The organism is Bacteroidota bacterium, from assembly GCA_040388375.1.
Taxonomy (GTDB): domain Bacteria; phylum Bacteroidota; class Bacteroidia; order UKL13-3; family UKL13-3; genus JAAFJM01.
The window spans coordinates 55,211-69,403 of the sequence record JAZKBU010000011.1 but is presented as its reverse complement, the minus strand read 5'-3'; the positions used below and the strand labels follow the sequence as shown (position 1 = coordinate 69,403).

Genomic DNA, 14,193 nt, shown 5'->3' with positions numbered 1-14,193 from the left:
GCTATTGGGGGGAATGACTGGTTATACACTGATATTGTACTACGTAGCTTTAGCGAAGGGAGTTGACGAAGGAAGGAACGAAGTAGTGGGGTAAATAACCTTGATAGGGAGGGGGAAATAATTTTGGTAGCGTAATAATAATACACTATATTTGCAACCTATGGCAACTGATTTAACAGGCACATACCAACAAGCAAAGGACGTGTTTAATGGCTTATCATTACATGACTTTACCACTATTGAGGTATTGAATAAAGCTACATTTAGAAAGCACTTAGTTGAGATGCAAAAGCGCAAAGCATCCAGTAAACGTTTTGCAACCCGCAATATCAATAAAAACATGGTTAAAATAACCCGTATTGAGTAGCTTTTAAAAATCGAGTAGTTTTACTCACTGCGTAATATTAACAGGCATTACAGCGGATAAATTCTAAACTCTTTAGCAAATATTTCACTCACTTAAAAAATATATTTGCGTAATAAAATTACTTTACATAGTTTTACATCATCAACAAATTAGTTCTTTATCTCTTTACTGTATTCAATTAACCATTTAAAACTTTTAGCAAATGTTACAACTAAAAAAAGATATTCTCTATTACAATGATGAGAATTATAACCACGCTGTTAATTATCAGCACATGTATAATGCCCCTATTACTCTAAATTTCGGGAAAAAACATAACAGGAGCAAATATATCATTTCAGCAGGTACATGCGATCATATAACACTATTGCAAGATGGTATTTTTATCTATGTTATTGCAGAAAATACAGGCTTATCTTATATATCATTGCAGGTTATTAATACCGAATTAAAACAGGTTGAAGGGGATGTATTTTTAAATGAACAAGATTGCACCAATGAGGAAAATTTTTCCTTTGGTATCTTAGATATGGCCCCAAACCAGCAACTAAAAATATTAAGCGAATATCTATAAAATAGCTAAAAGATACGGGCAAAGGTCTCTACCTTATACCCTCCTTTCTTTTCATCCTTTATTATCAACACTTTAAATAAAATATAATGCTTAATAATTGCGTAAAAATAGAAGTAAAAAAGACAGGTGAAATAAAGACGGCTGTCTATGCTTACTATAGAGGGAATATGCGTTATAATGTAGATGGTATTTTTTACAACGATAAAAACTTTGATAAATTATTTAAAATTATACAATATGCCTAATGCAAAATTATTACACTGGAAAGTAGATACTACAGGTTTATTTGCTGAAATATTAAATAACCCCGGTACAGCTATTTTAAGACAACCTTTAATAATTACCGATAGTATTATAAAAGAGGGTGCGGCACATGCTATAAAATTGGGAGATGAACAAATGATTTCCATATTTGCAAGATTAGGAATGTATGAAGGATGTAATAATAAAAAGCATCCTGACTATAAAAAACTGACTAAATTAACCAATAAAGTATATTAAACCCTTATAACGTTATGAAGTACTTAATTATCTTATCCGTTTTATTTTCAGCCTGTAAAAAGGTAGATATTCAGCCAACAGGCCACCAATGTAAATGGCATCTTTGCCCATATAAAGGTATTACACCGGCTAATTATGGCAAAGCAGTTTCAAACTATGTAGGTAATAGTGAAAGCGTAGGTTATTCACTGGATATATTACACTTAAATTTCCCTAATGCTGAATATGAAGAACTTGAATCAATGCTAAATGAAGATTAACCACTATTATACAACCTTTTAATATTAATTATTATGAAACAAGTAACCAACTTAAATGAAAGAACACAGTATTTTGCAAGCGATAACTTATTAAGCGAATTACAAAGCAAGATCAAAGAAAATGATATAATTGTAAACTTTGCCTTTACTGATTATGGAGGCGATTTTTTCGACAAAGTTTGCTGTAAATATTTTGCTGAAAATAACCCCGATAACTTCATAAAAGAAAGTACATATTATTACGGCGAAAATGGTTTTTTGTTTGGTGAAGTAGCAAGGGAATTTTTGGAAGTAACCGAAAACTATTTATTAGGCTTTAATGATATTGAAAGTTTTTACTGCGAAATGGAAAACGAGGAAAGGGAAGCCGGTATTAAATTCTTTATTGAAGGCTTAGATACTGATAAATACGAAATTTCAGCCGAAATACCATCCGATTTTTACGAATATGTTGAAGACTATTGTAATGTACTTACCTCCGGTTTGGATTATTCAGAAAGCGATATGATAGATAAGGCTATTGAAACTGGATTAATCAAAGAACTTGCTACAACCTAACCCCCTACAAACAAGGGGAAGCAATACAAAGAGAAATATTTTTTTTAACTATTAAATACCACGACAATGAACAACGTAACAGAAACACCCGTTTTATCTCATTTGCAAGACAAGGCAATTAGAGCGCATAATTGGACAAGTTTTAGCCCTGAAAAAAGAGGGGAGCAAATGATTAAAGACTACAGCGAAGAATTAACCGCTGATATTGAAGAACTGCAAAAAGATGAAAATATAAGTGCCGAAACTATTGCCGATTATAAAAACAGATATGAAAGATTATTTAGTTCTTATTTGGGAGCTAAAAGCAATACATTTTCTGCAATGATAACCGGCCCAGCTAATTTTAATACCCGTAGGCATACCAAAGCAAACCGCAGCGAAGAAAGGCATTATGATATTTTTCGGGAATGGCGTATAAGGGCAAAGAAAGCCATTGTAAGGAAAGCGCAGCCGGTTAAGACCTTTGTAAGCGAATTGGACAGATACCGGGCAGAATTAGCTATAATGCAAGCTAATCAGATTAAAACTAAAGAGGGTAACAAGGTAATAGCAAAGGCAAAGAAAACCGGCGAAGATATTACCCAATATTTAGCAGATACTTTTAATGTGCAATCTCACATGATGGATTGGGTTAAAAAATTCGGATTTAATACCGTTAACAATAATGCCAATATGAAAAGGGTTGAGGCACGTATAAAAGAATTAGAAGTAAAAGAAAGCCGCAGGGAAGAAAGCCCATTTATTAATTACACTTTTGAGGGCGGTACTATGGTAGTAAATTATGAGGCTGACCGCATTCAGATCATGTTTGCCACCCGTCCAAATAAGGATGAATTAAACGCATGGAAGGCAAAGGGGTTAAATTCCTTTAATTGGTCACCAACTGCAAACGCATGGCAGCGCAAAATAACTGCAAATGCAATGTGGACAGTTAAACACATGCTGCCAAACTTAATCAAACTTTAAACCATATTACACACACTTAAAAACTAAGATCATGCCCAAGCCAATGACTACATATAAAAAAATTGATAAACCAAAAGTAATTGAACATTCTTTTACAAGTGGAACAACCGGAAACGGTAAAATGTATATGCACCGAGGTAAATTAAAAACTTATGCCAATAGAACACAAGCAGAAAACAAGGTTAAAGAACTTTCAAAAATAGGATTCGATTGCTTTGTGTCTTTTAAATGGCCTTTTATAATAATCCTAATCGAAACAAAATTAACCTAACCCCATTTTATAACAACTAATACCACAACAATCATGACAACTAATCAAAAAATTACAGTTTTAAACCCCTTTAGCGTTTCTTTAAAGAAGCCCCCATTTATGCAAGTTGATACCCTTGTTTATACTAATGGAGAATACAGGATTTATAAATATACTAATGAGCATTATGTATATACCTATAAAAATATTGTTTTCAGTGAAAGGGGAGGCGCAAATAAGGACTTTGTTAATAATTTGGCAGCAGATGTTAAGCCAACCGGCGAAGCTGCTTTATATCATGATTATGAACGTCCAAAACAGGCAATAAAGGACGGAGTAAAAGCAGCCAATAAACTGAAATTTCAAATTAAATAACCTTCTAAATTAAATCAACATGAAAAAATATAATTTCAAATTTACAGGACGGCAAACCGGCGCAATAGGTATCTTTTACCCTATAGCCGATACTTACCAAGCAAAGGATATTAACGAAGCTATGAGCCTTTTATATGAGGATTATGAGCATTTAAGCAACTTATCCATAAAAGAGAATGGCAAAGAAATAGATCAACCGGATAAAATAAAATGGGTAGAAGTTCGCAAATATTCAGAAAGAGAACGCAACCCCAAAACAGGCATCTATTTATATACCCGTTCCGATACGCCAATTACAAAATAACTCTGTTGTGGTAAACAGCAATAAGCGGGCATAGTTTGTATCTACATTCATAGCCCCTTAATTTAAAACAGTTAAAGGGGAGGTTGCCAGCGTTGTGGGCGTATATACCTCTCTAATTTTAAAAAATTATTATTATAATCTTTAAACTTTTTTTATGAAACTATTAAGGACTTTCAAAGATGCTGCCAGCGTAGAAATAGCATGGTATAATGCTTTAATTCAGGCGCAAAAAGATGGCTTTACATTAGTGGTTAATGCCGTATCTAAAACAGCAGGTTTGCAAAAGCATTATTTTAAAGATATGGATAAAGCCAATGAATTTTATTTAATGGCAAAGGATAATAAAGAATATTGGAACGGAGCAACTAAACCACAAACTATTAAAGCATCTTTAACACAGTGTTGGAGTTAATAAAAAAAATATAAAAATGAAAAGAGAAATAAAAGTTAACCCAAAGCCAAATACCAAAATGAAAAGAGCAATAAAATTTAGGGCATTAGTTGAATGTGAAGAACTCGGAAAGGTTTGGGAATACTACACTACTTTTTCAATGCCAACGTGGTTAGATGAAATATTGGCAATTATTATTGTTAATGATTTACAGTTTACAGGATTAAAAGATAAAAATGGAACGGATATTTATGAGGGAGATATTGTTGCCGGAATACCTTCTTTGAATGGCAAAGATTTACCACCAACAAACGGTTATCCTGTAACTTTTAATAACGGGTGCTTTGAATGGAAAAACGAACCGCTTGGATGGGATTTACAAGAACCTGATGAAAATGGTAAATTTACTCCATGCGATACTAAACTTTGGGCCACCGTTATCGGCAATATTTACGAAAACCCTGAACTATTACCCTAAAATGATACAAAAAACGAAAAAAGTGAAACTGAAAAATCAGCATTAACAAGCCTTTCAGCCGTTTGTATCTTATTCTTATTGTTTACTCTAAAAGTAATTAATTCTATTTGCTAACATCATTTTGATACTTTGTATTGATTATTATGCTATATTTGGTATAACTATTCAATCCTAAAAATAAAGTTTCAAAATGGCAAAGAAAAACGAAATGGGTTTAACTAACTATCCTTTCCACAGTAGCAACCCTTTTTTAAGTGGAATTGTAGATGATATTGTTGTAAAAAAAACACGCAAAGCAGCCGGTTTTAAATTTCAAGATGTGGTTGACCAAGATACAGGCGAAGTAAATACGCAAACTATGCTTGTATTGAGTACCCGTAAAGAAGTTGATAAATCCGAATTTGCTAAAGTATTCAGAAATCAATTTGCAATGTTTTATGGGCTGTCTAAATCTTCCCTTGATCTAATGGATTATATAAGCGATAATATCCGTTATAATAATGACCGTATCTGTATAGTTATTGTTGATGTTGTGGAGCAAAAAAAGATGGGTTATTCAACTGTGTATAGAAGTATAACGCAGTTAATCGAAAAGAAACTTTTAGCAAAAGCGGATATGACAGGCTGTTACTATATTAATCCGCAAATATTCTTTAAAGGAGATAGGATAATTCTTTTAAATGAATACATTAAAAAAGATGCAAAAAATAAACCGCTTAAATCTACCAGTTTAGTAAAGCTAAATCAAGGAACTGAATAAGAACGGAGCGTCGCCAATGAAGCTAAATAGTAGTACAAAAGCTAAGGAACAAAAACCTCATTACATAAATACAAAGAACAGGGAACTAATTTTTTAAAAATCTAAAACTAAAAAAGATGAAACAACATGAATATTACAACGGTAGGGAAAGCGATTGCGGCAACTACCCCGAAACAGAATTTAAAAACGAATACGGGAACCCACCAGTACAGCCCCATTATAAAGTACCAAAATGGCATAAAAGAATGTACATAATTGATTGGTGCATCTGTATAGTTGTAGCAGGGGTTATTGTATGGGGAGTATTGGAAATTATTGATAACTATTTAAAACATTGATTTATGAAAATATTTGTTATTAGTATTTATATTGGTGGCCCTACTTTTAAATATAAAATAGGTGAATTTGAAGCGGTTAAAACAAAGTTAGGATATGTGGTAAATAAGGAAAGTAGTTTTGGAGGTAAGACTACAAGATTAAAACAAAGTGACATATTAAAACTTGACTCAAATTTACGCCCAGATTTATCCAGCACTGTACAATTCCATACATGGTATTTTGAGGGAAAAGAAAAAGAGGCAAAGTTATTAATAACCAATGCAGCAAAAAATGCCATAGATGTAATTATTGAAAATGGCAGAAATCTTTTAAAATCATTTAATCAACTACAAAAAAATCAACAATGAAACAGACTACAGATAACACCCAAACACCCGACTATATTAAATGGTGGAATGAATTACCAAGATTTGATGGATATAGCGGCAATAATAAAATTACGTTAATGGCAAAATATTGTGGTAAAGGAACACCATATTATTACCAGAATAGGCAAACAGATGATTTAACTAACGGGGAAATTGAGCAAATATATTTATCCGAACACCCCGAAACAAAAAAAGAAGCATCCTTCTCCCTTATACCTGAACTGCAAAAGTTGGTATTGGAGGAAATGAATGAAATGGAGGCAATGAGTTATAAACTTTATATGCTTCTTTATGACCTAACGCCGGGGGGAAGTGAATTTGCAAATGATCCTGAATATTGTGCTAAATGGATAAGAGAAAACAGGCAACAAGAAGCTAAGATTTTAAAAGAAATGGTAAAGGCTGCAAAAGAAAAAAATGAAGCATTGCAGGATAAGAACAAACATCTTATTGAAGTTCTTGTCGATTTAATGGAAAGGGCAAACAGAGCAAGGGCAATACTCCAAGACCCTAAAGGCATTCATCATGGATATTGGGGAATGTTGGACACAGAAAAAGCAAAAGAAGCAATACAGAACAACCAATTATAACCAAACTAAAACTTAAACATTATGAACAAGACAACAAACGGTAATACTGTTACATTCCATCCAACAGTAAGGACTTACCAAATGCCTAAAATTATGGAAGAAATGATCGGGGATGATGGAGAACTCCACTATATCTTAGATAATGGCAATACAAGCCTTGCAAGCCGGTATAACAGCCTATGGTTGCCCACTAAGGGCGTTGTGAATATGGCTGCTAAAGCCCCTAATCCCGATACCACTAAAAGCCATTACAAATGAGCAAACTATTAGACACAATATTTTCAAACAATAACAATTTATCAATTATGGCAAACGAAAACGATTTATTAAGCGGAGATAATTTACTTAACCAAATAGTAAATATTTCAAAAGCCGGAGCATACGATATACTTGCTGAACAAGTAAAGGAATTACAGGCTGAAAACGCCCGACTAAAACGCAACCAAGAAAGCACCATCCTTTTAGCAATAGAGTTTGGGTATAAACAATGTGAGAAAGGCAATAATCTTGAAATGGCATTTTTAAACTATAAAAATCTATAAACATGAACAAAGAACAACAAATTACCGAAGATAATGAACTTGACTTACACCTAATGGCAATTAAAAGCCATAACAGGAACTTCCTGACCTTTAAATATCCTTACCTACACATGACACCGGAAAATGAACGGACTTACGAATTAGGCTTCTTAGCAGGCATTATGTACGCTACAGGAGAAATGAATAAGTTACATGAAAAACAGGAATTGGAAAGGCAAGCAAGCCCTACATTAAATAGGCAAAAAGAAACTAATTATTAATTCACTATTAAAATATACAATTATGAACACAGCAGGAACAATTTCGGTATCAACTTTAATTATCTTATTTTTAATGGGATTGGTAGTATTGGGTATGTGGGGATGCCCTAAGTACAATGTTTATTCTCAACAAAAAGAAGGTGAAGCATTATTGGCTCATGCTCAAAGTAGCCGTGAGGTTGCAGTAGCAGAAGCAAAGGCAAAGATGGAAAGCGCAACACTATTGGCACAAGCTGATACGATAAGGGCGCATGGTATTGCACGTTCAAATCAGATTATCGGGCAGTCTTTAACTGATGCTTACTTACATTGGTTTTGGATAGATAATATTGATAAGTCAAACAACGTAATTTATGTGCCTACTGAAAGTAATATGCCGATAATGGAAGCAAACAGGTTAAGTAACACAAAAAAAGAGTAGTTTTCATGGTTTGGTTTTAGGTTTGGTTAAGGCGGAGCTTAATAGTCTCCGCATTTTTTATTCTGTCGACTTCTTAGTCTTATCCCCTCTCATCCAATAACCTAATGTTAATGATACTACTTGTAAAAGCATTTGAAGGACAATTTTATTTTCTTCATCATCCAATAACTTCATGTTAAAAGCAATTACATTATCTATTGCCCAAACACTTGCCATTAATGTAACTACAAATAGAAGTAAGAACAATATTTTATCCTCGGCAATAAGTTTACGGGTAAGATAAAACACTACTGCAAGACAAGCACAAATAAAGCCAATGGCTATACATACACCTAATATCTGATTGTTCTGAAACATGGTTTTAAATCTTCACGTTTCCTAAACTTGGAAACACGGCCCTGATTATCCAAATTATTAAGATGATAACAACCACAACATTTAAAATGGTTTTTACCTTTGAATCCATCGGGATAAAACTATTTATTGCCCATAGGATAACCCCAACTACAACCAATACAAGTGTATTAAAGTAAGTAATGACATAGTATTAAGGTTTAATTTCTTGTGATTGTAAATGTATAATCCAACCCGTCCGAAAACTTAACTTTTATCCCAACAGCCTTTTCCCCTGCATCTATAACAGTTCCTTTTCCACCAAATATTTTTTTACCTACTTGTGCTGAAAGAAATTCATGCTCCAATAATGATACTACAAGACTACTTGCAAGTTTTTCAAGTAATGTTTGTTTTTGTTCAACAACTGCTTTTGCGGCTGCTGCCTGTGCTTTTTTCGTTGCCATGTTATGCTGTTTTAATGAAATAAATAATAAGACCTATTGCTATTAAGAAAGATAATATTAGTTTCCAATGTTTCATTTTTTATTTTGTTCCTCTGCATCATTCGGGGCTGCTGGATTTGAAAATGATGTTGGTGAATTATCGGCTGTGGCTATTGGTGGCGGTATTGGTTCTGCTGCCTGTATTCCTTCAACCTTTGCATTTGATAATGTTTTTTGAGCATAACGAATATCGTCTGTGAAAAAATTTTTGAGAAGATACGGAATTACAGCATATTTTACTGAGTTAACAAATCCTACCCACAAGGCATTTAAAGTCGGAAATTCGCCATCTGTGGCGTTCATAACTATCATTAACAAGTTACCAATCAACATTATTATTATTGAGTTAATGGCATCCCTCCATTTAAGTCCAAAATTATTCCATTTCATCATTTTTTGGTTTGGGTTTTCTTACTTTTTTTCTACGTCTTTTTTGCAATATAGGTTTCGCCACGTCTTTCCATGCCCGGTAAATGCTTACCGCCGCCCCTAATAATATCCCTGCCTGTTTTAACAATTCTATCAAGTCTTTCATGCTTAATATTTAGCAATGATAAATAAGGGGTAAAGCAAAATAATACAGCAAACCATGTTACCTTGCCTACATTTATAAAAAATCCGAATGACACAGCTATAAGCAATGCTACCCTTGCAAACTTATATTTTACTTTATGCTCCAACATTATGTAAATAAACACGATAATATTCAGCGCAAATAAAAGTAATTGCATGTAGAAAAAAATATCTTGTTTCATTGTGCTTTGTTTTTTATCTTGTCAGTAAAGTACCAAATGAAGAAAGTATTGGATAGTACAAGCCCTAATGTAATAAAATTTCTTTCTGTCCAATACATCGGGTTATTAAATTCCCGGTACAGATAAAAAGTCCCCAAAACCATGCCTAAAGCCCCCATACCCTTTAACATTTTTGATTCCCGTGAGGTCAAATATATCACAAATCCCATAACATCAACCATGAAATATATTGAGACATAATAAATATTAACCACCTTTATTACGTCCCAAAAAAAGTAGCCTAACCCGAAGTGAGAAATTAATCCCACAAATACTACCCATCCAAGTATGGTTTCCTGTGCCTTTGTCATTATTTTGGTTGCCTGTCTCCCGGTCTGCCTTTTGCAAATCTTTCTGTATCTCCTAAACTATTCAATACATCTTGTCTTAATTCTTCAGTAGGAAAGCAGATAGCATTATCAGGATTCCCCCATGAATAAGTACCATCTGAATTAACTGCAATAAGCCATAAACCTGTTAAGGTATCTTGTATGGCTAAACATTCTGTTTGTGGCATTTTATTTAAGTTTTACGTTTTGAATAATAAACCCAATTATCATTATAGCCGCCAAAATCCAACCAATAAATTTTGATACCCCCTTATCCTGTCCTGATAATAAATCTAATCTTGTTGTAAGGGCATGTAGTTCTTTTTCTAAAGCCTTTATTTCCTCTTTTGTAGCTACCCCTGATCTTAATTCATTAAGTAATCCTAATCGCTCATTAAGGCTTATAAGCCCTGCATCTAAAGCCTTTTCTTTCTCTAAAAACTTACTTTCAAAGTACTCCTTTAATGCTTCTATATTCCATTTACTTTTCAATTGTCTGTATATCTCTTATCATTACCCATTGTTATTTATTCCATTGGTGCTATTTATTTATCAACAATCTTAATTCATTAACCTGTTTTTTCAATTCCTGAATTTCTAACTGCTGTTCCTGCATAGCTTTTGTAAGTATCGGTACAATGTCAATCTCATTATAACCTTTTAATCCTGTTTTTGGTGTGGTAAAAACACTATTAGGCATAACATTTTCTATTTCCTGTGCTATAAATCCAACTTGTCTTTGCTTACCATAATTTTGCCAACCTTTTTTATAATAAAATGAAACAGGGTGCAATTTCATAATGGTATTTATACCATAATCCAAATCATTGACTCTCCATTTAGCTCTTATATCTGAAACTGGCGCACTTAGTAATCCATTGGCATCTGCCAATACAGCACGTGAACCTGAACCTGCTAAACTGGTAGTCGTAACACCACCACCATCTGCAATAGTAAATGTTGCTGTACCGTTATCCCTTGCTACAAAAATATCTGATGTTTGAGAACCGTTATCTGCCATTAATGCGGCACTTGCAAAAGTTGGGGTTGCGTTTTGTAATCCAAAATACGCACCTACTTGTATAGGTGAAGAACCTGTATTAAGTGCAAATGCAGCTATTCCAATATTTGTTGCTGAATTTTTATTTGTTGTTGCCTTACCTAAATAACCAATATTTATATTTCCTGCACTTGCTTCAGCAAAACCTCCAATATTACTGCCTGTTGTAGTTGCTCTTGCATAACCTACAAATCCGTTATTCCCTGCTGGTGAAGTTGATGTTGCGTTAAGATTTAAGGCTGTTCCTGTACCTGCTACTGCGTTATCTCCAACCATGCAATTTGACGGGCCTGTACCTGTATGACCTGCTGCTAAATTTATATAGCTTCCAATAAGCTGCGCTCCTGAACTTCCTGCTGTTGTAAATGATTCGTAAACACCTGCTACTACACCTGCTCCACTTGTGGCAGGAAATGTACCTGTTACATTTAAAAAGTTATCGGTAAATGACGCCCCTCCTAATGTTGCGCCTGTAACCACAGCCTTTGCGTTTGCGCTTAATAGTCCACTCCAATTACTTATCGGGCCTGTAACTGTTCCTGTGAACGTAGGATTAAGTGAAGTAGCCCTTGCATCTATCTGTGGTTGTAATGCGCTTGTTACACCTTTTACATAGGTTAACTCTGTTAATGATGGATAAGAAGCAACAGGTAAAGAAACTATATTTTTACTTGCGTCTGTTCCTAAAAGTTCTGATGCAGTTAAATAACTTCCCGTTAATGCTGTTGCTATTGTTGGGCTTGTTAGCGTTACATTAATTCCATTTGATGTTGTTGCTCCTGTGATACCTGAAAGTACCCCTGCATTATTATATTGCAGTTCTGTTGTTGAGCCGCCCGGTACTGTCGTGGATAGTAGTTGAGAACTTGATGTAAAACTTGTTGTGATAGACGGGTCTATTATATCGTAATAATAAACCTTAACAAGATTACCAGAACCGGAACCAATCCCATCAATTGTATAGCTATCAGTATTTTCAAAATGATTTCGTGCTAAATAGACTTCTACAGTTCCGGCAAATCCACCCACAATATGTGTTTTTATTGTATGATTATTACCAGCACCTACAACAATAAATGTATTATCCTCTATAATATGTTTAGCTTTGTAAACACCTCCATCTTCAATATCTACAGTTACGCCGCTATTGTTTTCAAACCAATTACCTTTTAAACTAAGACCAAGTCCTTCATCATTTGTTATATAAGGGTAAGCCATTTTAACACAACCTGTAGTGGAATCTGAAGATGTACCGTTAGCCTCAAAATCTGTTAATCCACTAATGCTAAGTCCTGATCCATTTGTAAAATGAACTGCCCATTGAGTTAAATAAGTAAACCTGCTCCTTGTTATGTTTATGATATTTGTAGGTAGGTTAAACGATGGTGGCCCTTTGTCAACATCTATACCAACAAGCCCTTGTTCGGCATCAAAGTTGTCGAAGTTTGCAATTATAATCCCACGTATTTTACATGCGGTATCAAACCTGTACACCTGCATATTTTGAAAATTTAACAGGGCTGCATTTTGTAAGTTAACACCGATAGTACCTATACCACGCCCGTCTAAATATATATCTGATAAAGTACAATAATTAATTTCTGTATAAGTATTAAAACTTGTATTTACGGATTGAAACATTGGTTCTGCTGCTCTTGAATAAAATCTTGTGCCGTTACCGTCTCCCATTATCTTAACATTACTATAAAACGTTAGTGTGTTAAAAGAGTATTGCCCTGCCGGTGCATAAACAGTACCACCGTTAACGTGGGCTGCATCAATGGCATCCTGAAAAGCAGTTGTTTCGTTTGTGGTGCTATCACCCACAGCTCCATAAGGAATTACATTAAAGAACGTAGCTAAACTACCTGATGGTACTGCCCAAACAGGCGCACCACTTGAAGTTTGTGCTAAGAATTTTTGAGTTCCTGTAGCGTTTACTGCAAGCCCTGTTATAGTATTACTTCCACTACCATAAGCCACTTGATTAGTTGATATTGAGCCACCGATTGAGCCTCCACCACCACCAGTAGTTGTATCAGCATAAGTCAATAATCCTGTTCCGGGGTTTATCCTTACTGCTTTAGTTCCTACTCCTGAATTAAGATAAGGTAAATATACTTGTGAGTTAAGGTAAAGCCTTTGGCTACCTGCTGTGGCATCTTGTGCGCCATATATTATGTGCATTGTAGTATCTTGCCCAACATTTGATGTCAACCCCATTGAGCCAATAAAAAGTCTATTAGATTGATTTGATGTAAAATACCCTGCTCTATACCCTAATGCAATATTATTACTACCTGTCTGATTATTATTCATGGTAAGCATACCTAAAGCGGTATTACTGCTTCCATTATTAGTAGCCATAGCTGTATAACCAACTGCTGTATTTGATGCGCCTGTAATTACACTATTTAAAGACTGATACCCGAATGCTGTATTTTGATTACCAGTAGAAGTGTTACCCATTGATTGATACCCAAAACTTGTATTACTTAGAGGTAGGTCTATCTTACCAGCTTCTATATTATTTGCCTTAAACACTAAAGACACATTATCGGTTGTTCCCAAAAAATTGGTTCCGGCTGTAGTACCTGCGTTACCTGTTAAGTTCCATCCTGAACCTCCACCACCTGAACCTACCTGAATCCATTGGTATAATGCTAAATTTCTGTACCAAATACCGTTTATTGGGGAAGTAGTTTTTATTAAAGCCCCATCATAATTTTTTAAACAGCAGTCCAAGTTTGCGGCTACAGTATCAGTGAATATACCTAATATAAGTTTACCTTTTATTGCATTGGTATTTACTATCCCCATAGTAACGTTATTCAAGTTTTGAGGTATAGTATATGTTTGAGCTTGCA

The 14,193-nt window shown here is 34.4% G+C and carries 29 protein-coding genes; 20 read left to right on the top strand and 9 right to left on the bottom strand.

Annotated features, from left to right (window positions below; all coding sequences use genetic code 11):
* Positions 1 to 160: 160 nt before the first annotated feature.
* The 20 genes from V4538_15440 to V4538_15345 all read left to right on the top strand — a co-directional run bounded on the left by V4538_15440 (position 161) and on the right by V4538_15345 (position 8,304).
* On the top strand, positions 161 to 367 hold the full coding sequence (locus tag V4538_15440) for a hypothetical protein (GenBank protein ID MES2382440.1): 207 nt from the start codon (positions 161 to 163) through the stop codon (positions 365 to 367).
* 202 nt (positions 368 to 569) lie between these two features.
* Positions 570 to 941, top strand: a complete 372-nt coding sequence (locus tag V4538_15435; GenBank protein MES2382439.1) for a hypothetical protein — start codon at positions 570 to 572, stop codon at positions 939 to 941.
* A gap of 86 nt (positions 942 to 1,027) precedes the next feature.
* Positions 1,028 to 1,186 carry a hypothetical protein gene (locus V4538_15430; protein ID MES2382438.1) on the top strand — a complete coding sequence of 53 codons (159 nt, stop codon included), beginning with the start codon at positions 1,028 to 1,030 and terminating at the stop codon, positions 1,184 to 1,186.
* A complete protein-coding gene (locus tag V4538_15425) occupies positions 1,179 to 1,442 on the top strand; it encodes a hypothetical protein (protein ID MES2382437.1) in 264 nt (87 codons plus the stop codon). The genes V4538_15430 and V4538_15425 overlap by 8 nt, the downstream gene beginning before the upstream one ends.
* A gap of 14 nt (positions 1,443 to 1,456) precedes the next feature.
* On the top strand, positions 1,457 to 1,702 hold the full coding sequence (locus V4538_15420; GenBank protein ID MES2382436.1) for a hypothetical protein: 246 nt from the start codon (positions 1,457 to 1,459) through the stop codon (positions 1,700 to 1,702).
* Positions 1,703 to 1,735: 33 nt separating this feature from the next.
* Positions 1,736 to 2,260 carry a hypothetical protein gene (locus V4538_15415; GenBank protein ID MES2382435.1) on the top strand — a complete coding sequence of 175 codons (525 nt, stop codon included), beginning with the start codon at positions 1,736 to 1,738 and terminating at the stop codon, positions 2,258 to 2,260.
* Between the two features lie 66 nt (positions 2,261 to 2,326).
* Complete coding sequence (locus V4538_15410) at positions 2,327 to 3,226, top strand: hypothetical protein (protein MES2382434.1); 900 nt, start codon at positions 2,327 to 2,329, stop codon at positions 3,224 to 3,226.
* A 43-nt stretch (positions 3,227 to 3,269) separates the two neighbouring features.
* Positions 3,270 to 3,497: a hypothetical protein gene (locus V4538_15405; GenBank protein ID MES2382433.1), complete on the top strand. Its 228-nt coding sequence runs from the start codon at positions 3,270 to 3,272 to the stop codon at positions 3,495 to 3,497.
* Positions 3,498 to 3,530: 33 nt separating this feature from the next.
* Positions 3,531 to 3,851, top strand: coding sequence for a hypothetical protein (locus V4538_15400; GenBank protein ID MES2382432.1), 321 nt, complete (start codon positions 3,531 to 3,533; stop codon positions 3,849 to 3,851).
* Positions 3,852 to 3,870: 19 nt separating this feature from the next.
* Entirely contained in the window at positions 3,871 to 4,155 is a 285-nt protein-coding gene (locus V4538_15395; protein ID MES2382431.1) for a hypothetical protein, read from the top strand.
* 154 nt (positions 4,156 to 4,309) lie between these two features.
* Positions 4,310 to 4,567, top strand: a complete 258-nt coding sequence (locus tag V4538_15390) for a hypothetical protein (protein MES2382430.1) — start codon at positions 4,310 to 4,312, stop codon at positions 4,565 to 4,567.
* 16 nt (positions 4,568 to 4,583) lie between these two features.
* Positions 4,584 to 5,024 carry a YopX family protein gene (locus tag V4538_15385; GenBank protein MES2382429.1) on the top strand — a complete coding sequence of 147 codons (441 nt, stop codon included), beginning with the start codon at positions 4,584 to 4,586 and terminating at the stop codon, positions 5,022 to 5,024.
* Between the two features lie 190 nt (positions 5,025 to 5,214).
* On the top strand, positions 5,215 to 5,784 hold the full coding sequence (locus V4538_15380) for a replication/maintenance protein RepL (protein ID MES2382428.1): 570 nt from the start codon (positions 5,215 to 5,217) through the stop codon (positions 5,782 to 5,784).
* A 116-nt stretch (positions 5,785 to 5,900) separates the two neighbouring features.
* Complete coding sequence (locus V4538_15375) at positions 5,901 to 6,122, top strand: hypothetical protein (protein MES2382427.1); 222 nt, start codon at positions 5,901 to 5,903, stop codon at positions 6,120 to 6,122.
* Between the two features lie 3 nt (positions 6,123 to 6,125).
* Positions 6,126 to 6,470: a hypothetical protein gene (locus tag V4538_15370; protein ID MES2382426.1), complete on the top strand. Its 345-nt coding sequence runs from the start codon at positions 6,126 to 6,128 to the stop codon at positions 6,468 to 6,470.
* Positions 6,467 to 7,081, top strand: a complete 615-nt coding sequence (locus V4538_15365) for a hypothetical protein (GenBank protein MES2382425.1) — start codon at positions 6,467 to 6,469, stop codon at positions 7,079 to 7,081. The genes V4538_15370 and V4538_15365 overlap by 4 nt, the downstream gene beginning before the upstream one ends.
* A 21-nt stretch (positions 7,082 to 7,102) precedes the next feature.
* The gene (locus tag V4538_15360; GenBank protein ID MES2382424.1) at positions 7,103 to 7,339 is read left to right on the top strand and encodes a hypothetical protein; all 237 of its coding nucleotides are present in this window, start codon (positions 7,103 to 7,105) and stop codon (positions 7,337 to 7,339) included.
* Positions 7,336 to 7,623: a hypothetical protein gene (locus tag V4538_15355; protein ID MES2382423.1), complete on the top strand. Its 288-nt coding sequence runs from the start codon at positions 7,336 to 7,338 to the stop codon at positions 7,621 to 7,623. Before V4538_15360 ends, V4538_15355 begins: the two co-directional genes overlap by 4 nt.
* Before the next feature lie 2 nt (positions 7,624 to 7,625).
* Entirely contained in the window at positions 7,626 to 7,883 is a 258-nt protein-coding gene (locus tag V4538_15350; protein MES2382422.1) for a hypothetical protein, read from the top strand.
* A gap of 22 nt (positions 7,884 to 7,905) precedes the next feature.
* Positions 7,906 to 8,304, top strand: coding sequence for a hypothetical protein (locus V4538_15345; protein ID MES2382421.1), 399 nt, complete (start codon positions 7,906 to 7,908; stop codon positions 8,302 to 8,304).
* A 57-nt stretch (positions 8,305 to 8,361) separates the two neighbouring features.
* Here the strand turns inward: V4538_15345 and V4538_15340 are convergent, their stop codons facing one another.
* The 9 genes from V4538_15340 to V4538_15300 form a co-directional block, all read right to left on the bottom strand.
* A complete protein-coding gene (locus V4538_15340; GenBank protein MES2382420.1) occupies positions 8,362 to 8,661 on the bottom strand; it encodes a hypothetical protein in 300 nt (99 codons plus the stop codon).
* 4 nt (positions 8,662 to 8,665) lie between these two features.
* Complete coding sequence (locus tag V4538_15335; protein ID MES2382419.1) at positions 8,666 to 8,770, bottom strand: hypothetical protein; 105 nt, start codon at positions 8,768 to 8,770, stop codon at positions 8,666 to 8,668.
* Between the two features lie 88 nt (positions 8,771 to 8,858).
* Entirely contained in the window at positions 8,859 to 9,104 is a 246-nt protein-coding gene (locus V4538_15330) for a hypothetical protein (GenBank protein MES2382418.1), read from the bottom strand.
* Between the two features lie 72 nt (positions 9,105 to 9,176).
* Positions 9,177 to 9,446 carry a hypothetical protein gene (locus tag V4538_15325; GenBank protein MES2382417.1) on the bottom strand — a complete coding sequence of 90 codons (270 nt, stop codon included), beginning with the start codon at positions 9,444 to 9,446 and terminating at the stop codon, positions 9,177 to 9,179.
* Positions 9,447 to 9,565: 119 nt separating this feature from the next.
* On the bottom strand, positions 9,566 to 9,898 hold the full coding sequence (locus tag V4538_15320; protein ID MES2382416.1) for a hypothetical protein: 333 nt from the start codon (positions 9,896 to 9,898) through the stop codon (positions 9,566 to 9,568).
* On the bottom strand, positions 9,895 to 10,248 hold the full coding sequence (locus V4538_15315; protein ID MES2382415.1) for a hypothetical protein: 354 nt from the start codon (positions 10,246 to 10,248) through the stop codon (positions 9,895 to 9,897). Before V4538_15315 ends, V4538_15320 begins: the two co-directional genes overlap by 4 nt.
* Complete coding sequence (locus tag V4538_15310) at positions 10,248 to 10,454, bottom strand: hypothetical protein (protein MES2382414.1); 207 nt, start codon at positions 10,452 to 10,454, stop codon at positions 10,248 to 10,250. Before V4538_15310 ends, V4538_15315 begins: the two co-directional genes overlap by 1 nt.
* Position 10,455: 1 nt before the next feature.
* Entirely contained in the window at positions 10,456 to 10,758 is a 303-nt protein-coding gene (locus tag V4538_15305; protein MES2382413.1) for a hypothetical protein, read from the bottom strand.
* A 49-nt stretch (positions 10,759 to 10,807) separates the two neighbouring features.
* Entirely contained in the window at positions 10,808 to 14,146 is a 3,339-nt protein-coding gene (locus V4538_15300; GenBank protein ID MES2382412.1) for a tail fiber domain-containing protein, read from the bottom strand.
* Positions 14,147 to 14,193: the final 47 nt, after the last annotated feature.

Coding starts and splice junctions, on each gene's coding strand:
- V4538_15415 (MES2382435.1), top strand. CDS start 1,736: ATGAAACAAGTAACCAACTTAAATGAAAGAACACAGTATTTTGCAAGC.
- V4538_15425 (MES2382437.1), top strand. CDS start 1,179: ATGCCTAATGCAAAATTATTACACTGGAAAGTAGATACTACAGGTTTA.
- V4538_15410 (MES2382434.1), top strand. CDS start 2,327: ATGAACAACGTAACAGAAACACCCGTTTTATCTCATTTGCAAGACAAG.
- V4538_15420 (MES2382436.1), top strand. CDS start 1,457: ATGAAGTACTTAATTATCTTATCCGTTTTATTTTCAGCCTGTAAAAAG.
- V4538_15365 (MES2382425.1), top strand. CDS start 6,467: ATGAAACAGACTACAGATAACACCCAAACACCCGACTATATTAAATGG.
- V4538_15375 (MES2382427.1), top strand. CDS start 5,901: ATGAAACAACATGAATATTACAACGGTAGGGAAAGCGATTGCGGCAAC.
- V4538_15300 (MES2382412.1), bottom strand. CDS start 14,146: ATGGGGATAGTAAATACCAATGCAATAAAAGGTAAACTTATATTAGGT.
- V4538_15335 (MES2382419.1), bottom strand. CDS start 8,770: ATGGATTCAAAGGTAAAAACCATTTTAAATGTTGTGGTTGTTATCATC.
- V4538_15355 (MES2382423.1), top strand. CDS start 7,336: ATGAGCAAACTATTAGACACAATATTTTCAAACAATAACAATTTATCA.
- V4538_15430 (MES2382438.1), top strand. CDS start 1,028: ATGCTTAATAATTGCGTAAAAATAGAAGTAAAAAAGACAGGTGAAATA.
- V4538_15370 (MES2382426.1), top strand. CDS start 6,126: ATGAAAATATTTGTTATTAGTATTTATATTGGTGGCCCTACTTTTAAA.
- V4538_15360 (MES2382424.1), top strand. CDS start 7,103: ATGAACAAGACAACAAACGGTAATACTGTTACATTCCATCCAACAGTA.
- V4538_15310 (MES2382414.1), bottom strand. CDS start 10,454: ATGCCACAAACAGAATGTTTAGCCATACAAGATACCTTAACAGGTTTA.
- V4538_15340 (MES2382420.1), bottom strand. CDS start 8,661: ATGTTTCAGAACAATCAGATATTAGGTGTATGTATAGCCATTGGCTTT.
- V4538_15315 (MES2382415.1), bottom strand. CDS start 10,248: ATGACAAAGGCACAGGAAACCATACTTGGATGGGTAGTATTTGTGGGA.
- V4538_15345 (MES2382421.1), top strand. CDS start 7,906: ATGAACACAGCAGGAACAATTTCGGTATCAACTTTAATTATCTTATTT.
- V4538_15380 (MES2382428.1), top strand. CDS start 5,215: ATGGCAAAGAAAAACGAAATGGGTTTAACTAACTATCCTTTCCACAGT.
- V4538_15435 (MES2382439.1), top strand. CDS start 570: ATGTTACAACTAAAAAAAGATATTCTCTATTACAATGATGAGAATTAT.
- V4538_15405 (MES2382433.1), top strand. CDS start 3,270: ATGACTACATATAAAAAAATTGATAAACCAAAAGTAATTGAACATTCT.
- V4538_15330 (MES2382418.1), bottom strand. CDS start 9,104: ATGGCAACGAAAAAAGCACAGGCAGCAGCCGCAAAAGCAGTTGTTGAA.
- V4538_15440 (MES2382440.1), top strand. CDS start 161: ATGGCAACTGATTTAACAGGCACATACCAACAAGCAAAGGACGTGTTT.
- V4538_15320 (MES2382416.1), bottom strand. CDS start 9,898: ATGAAACAAGATATTTTTTTCTACATGCAATTACTTTTATTTGCGCTG.
- V4538_15400 (MES2382432.1), top strand. CDS start 3,531: ATGACAACTAATCAAAAAATTACAGTTTTAAACCCCTTTAGCGTTTCT.
- V4538_15390 (MES2382430.1), top strand. CDS start 4,310: ATGAAACTATTAAGGACTTTCAAAGATGCTGCCAGCGTAGAAATAGCA.
- V4538_15350 (MES2382422.1), top strand. CDS start 7,626: ATGAACAAAGAACAACAAATTACCGAAGATAATGAACTTGACTTACAC.
- V4538_15385 (MES2382429.1), top strand. CDS start 4,584: ATGAAAAGAGAAATAAAAGTTAACCCAAAGCCAAATACCAAAATGAAA.
- V4538_15395 (MES2382431.1), top strand. CDS start 3,871: ATGAAAAAATATAATTTCAAATTTACAGGACGGCAAACCGGCGCAATA.
- V4538_15325 (MES2382417.1), bottom strand. CDS start 9,446: ATGAACGCCACAGATGGCGAATTTCCGACTTTAAATGCCTTGTGGGTA.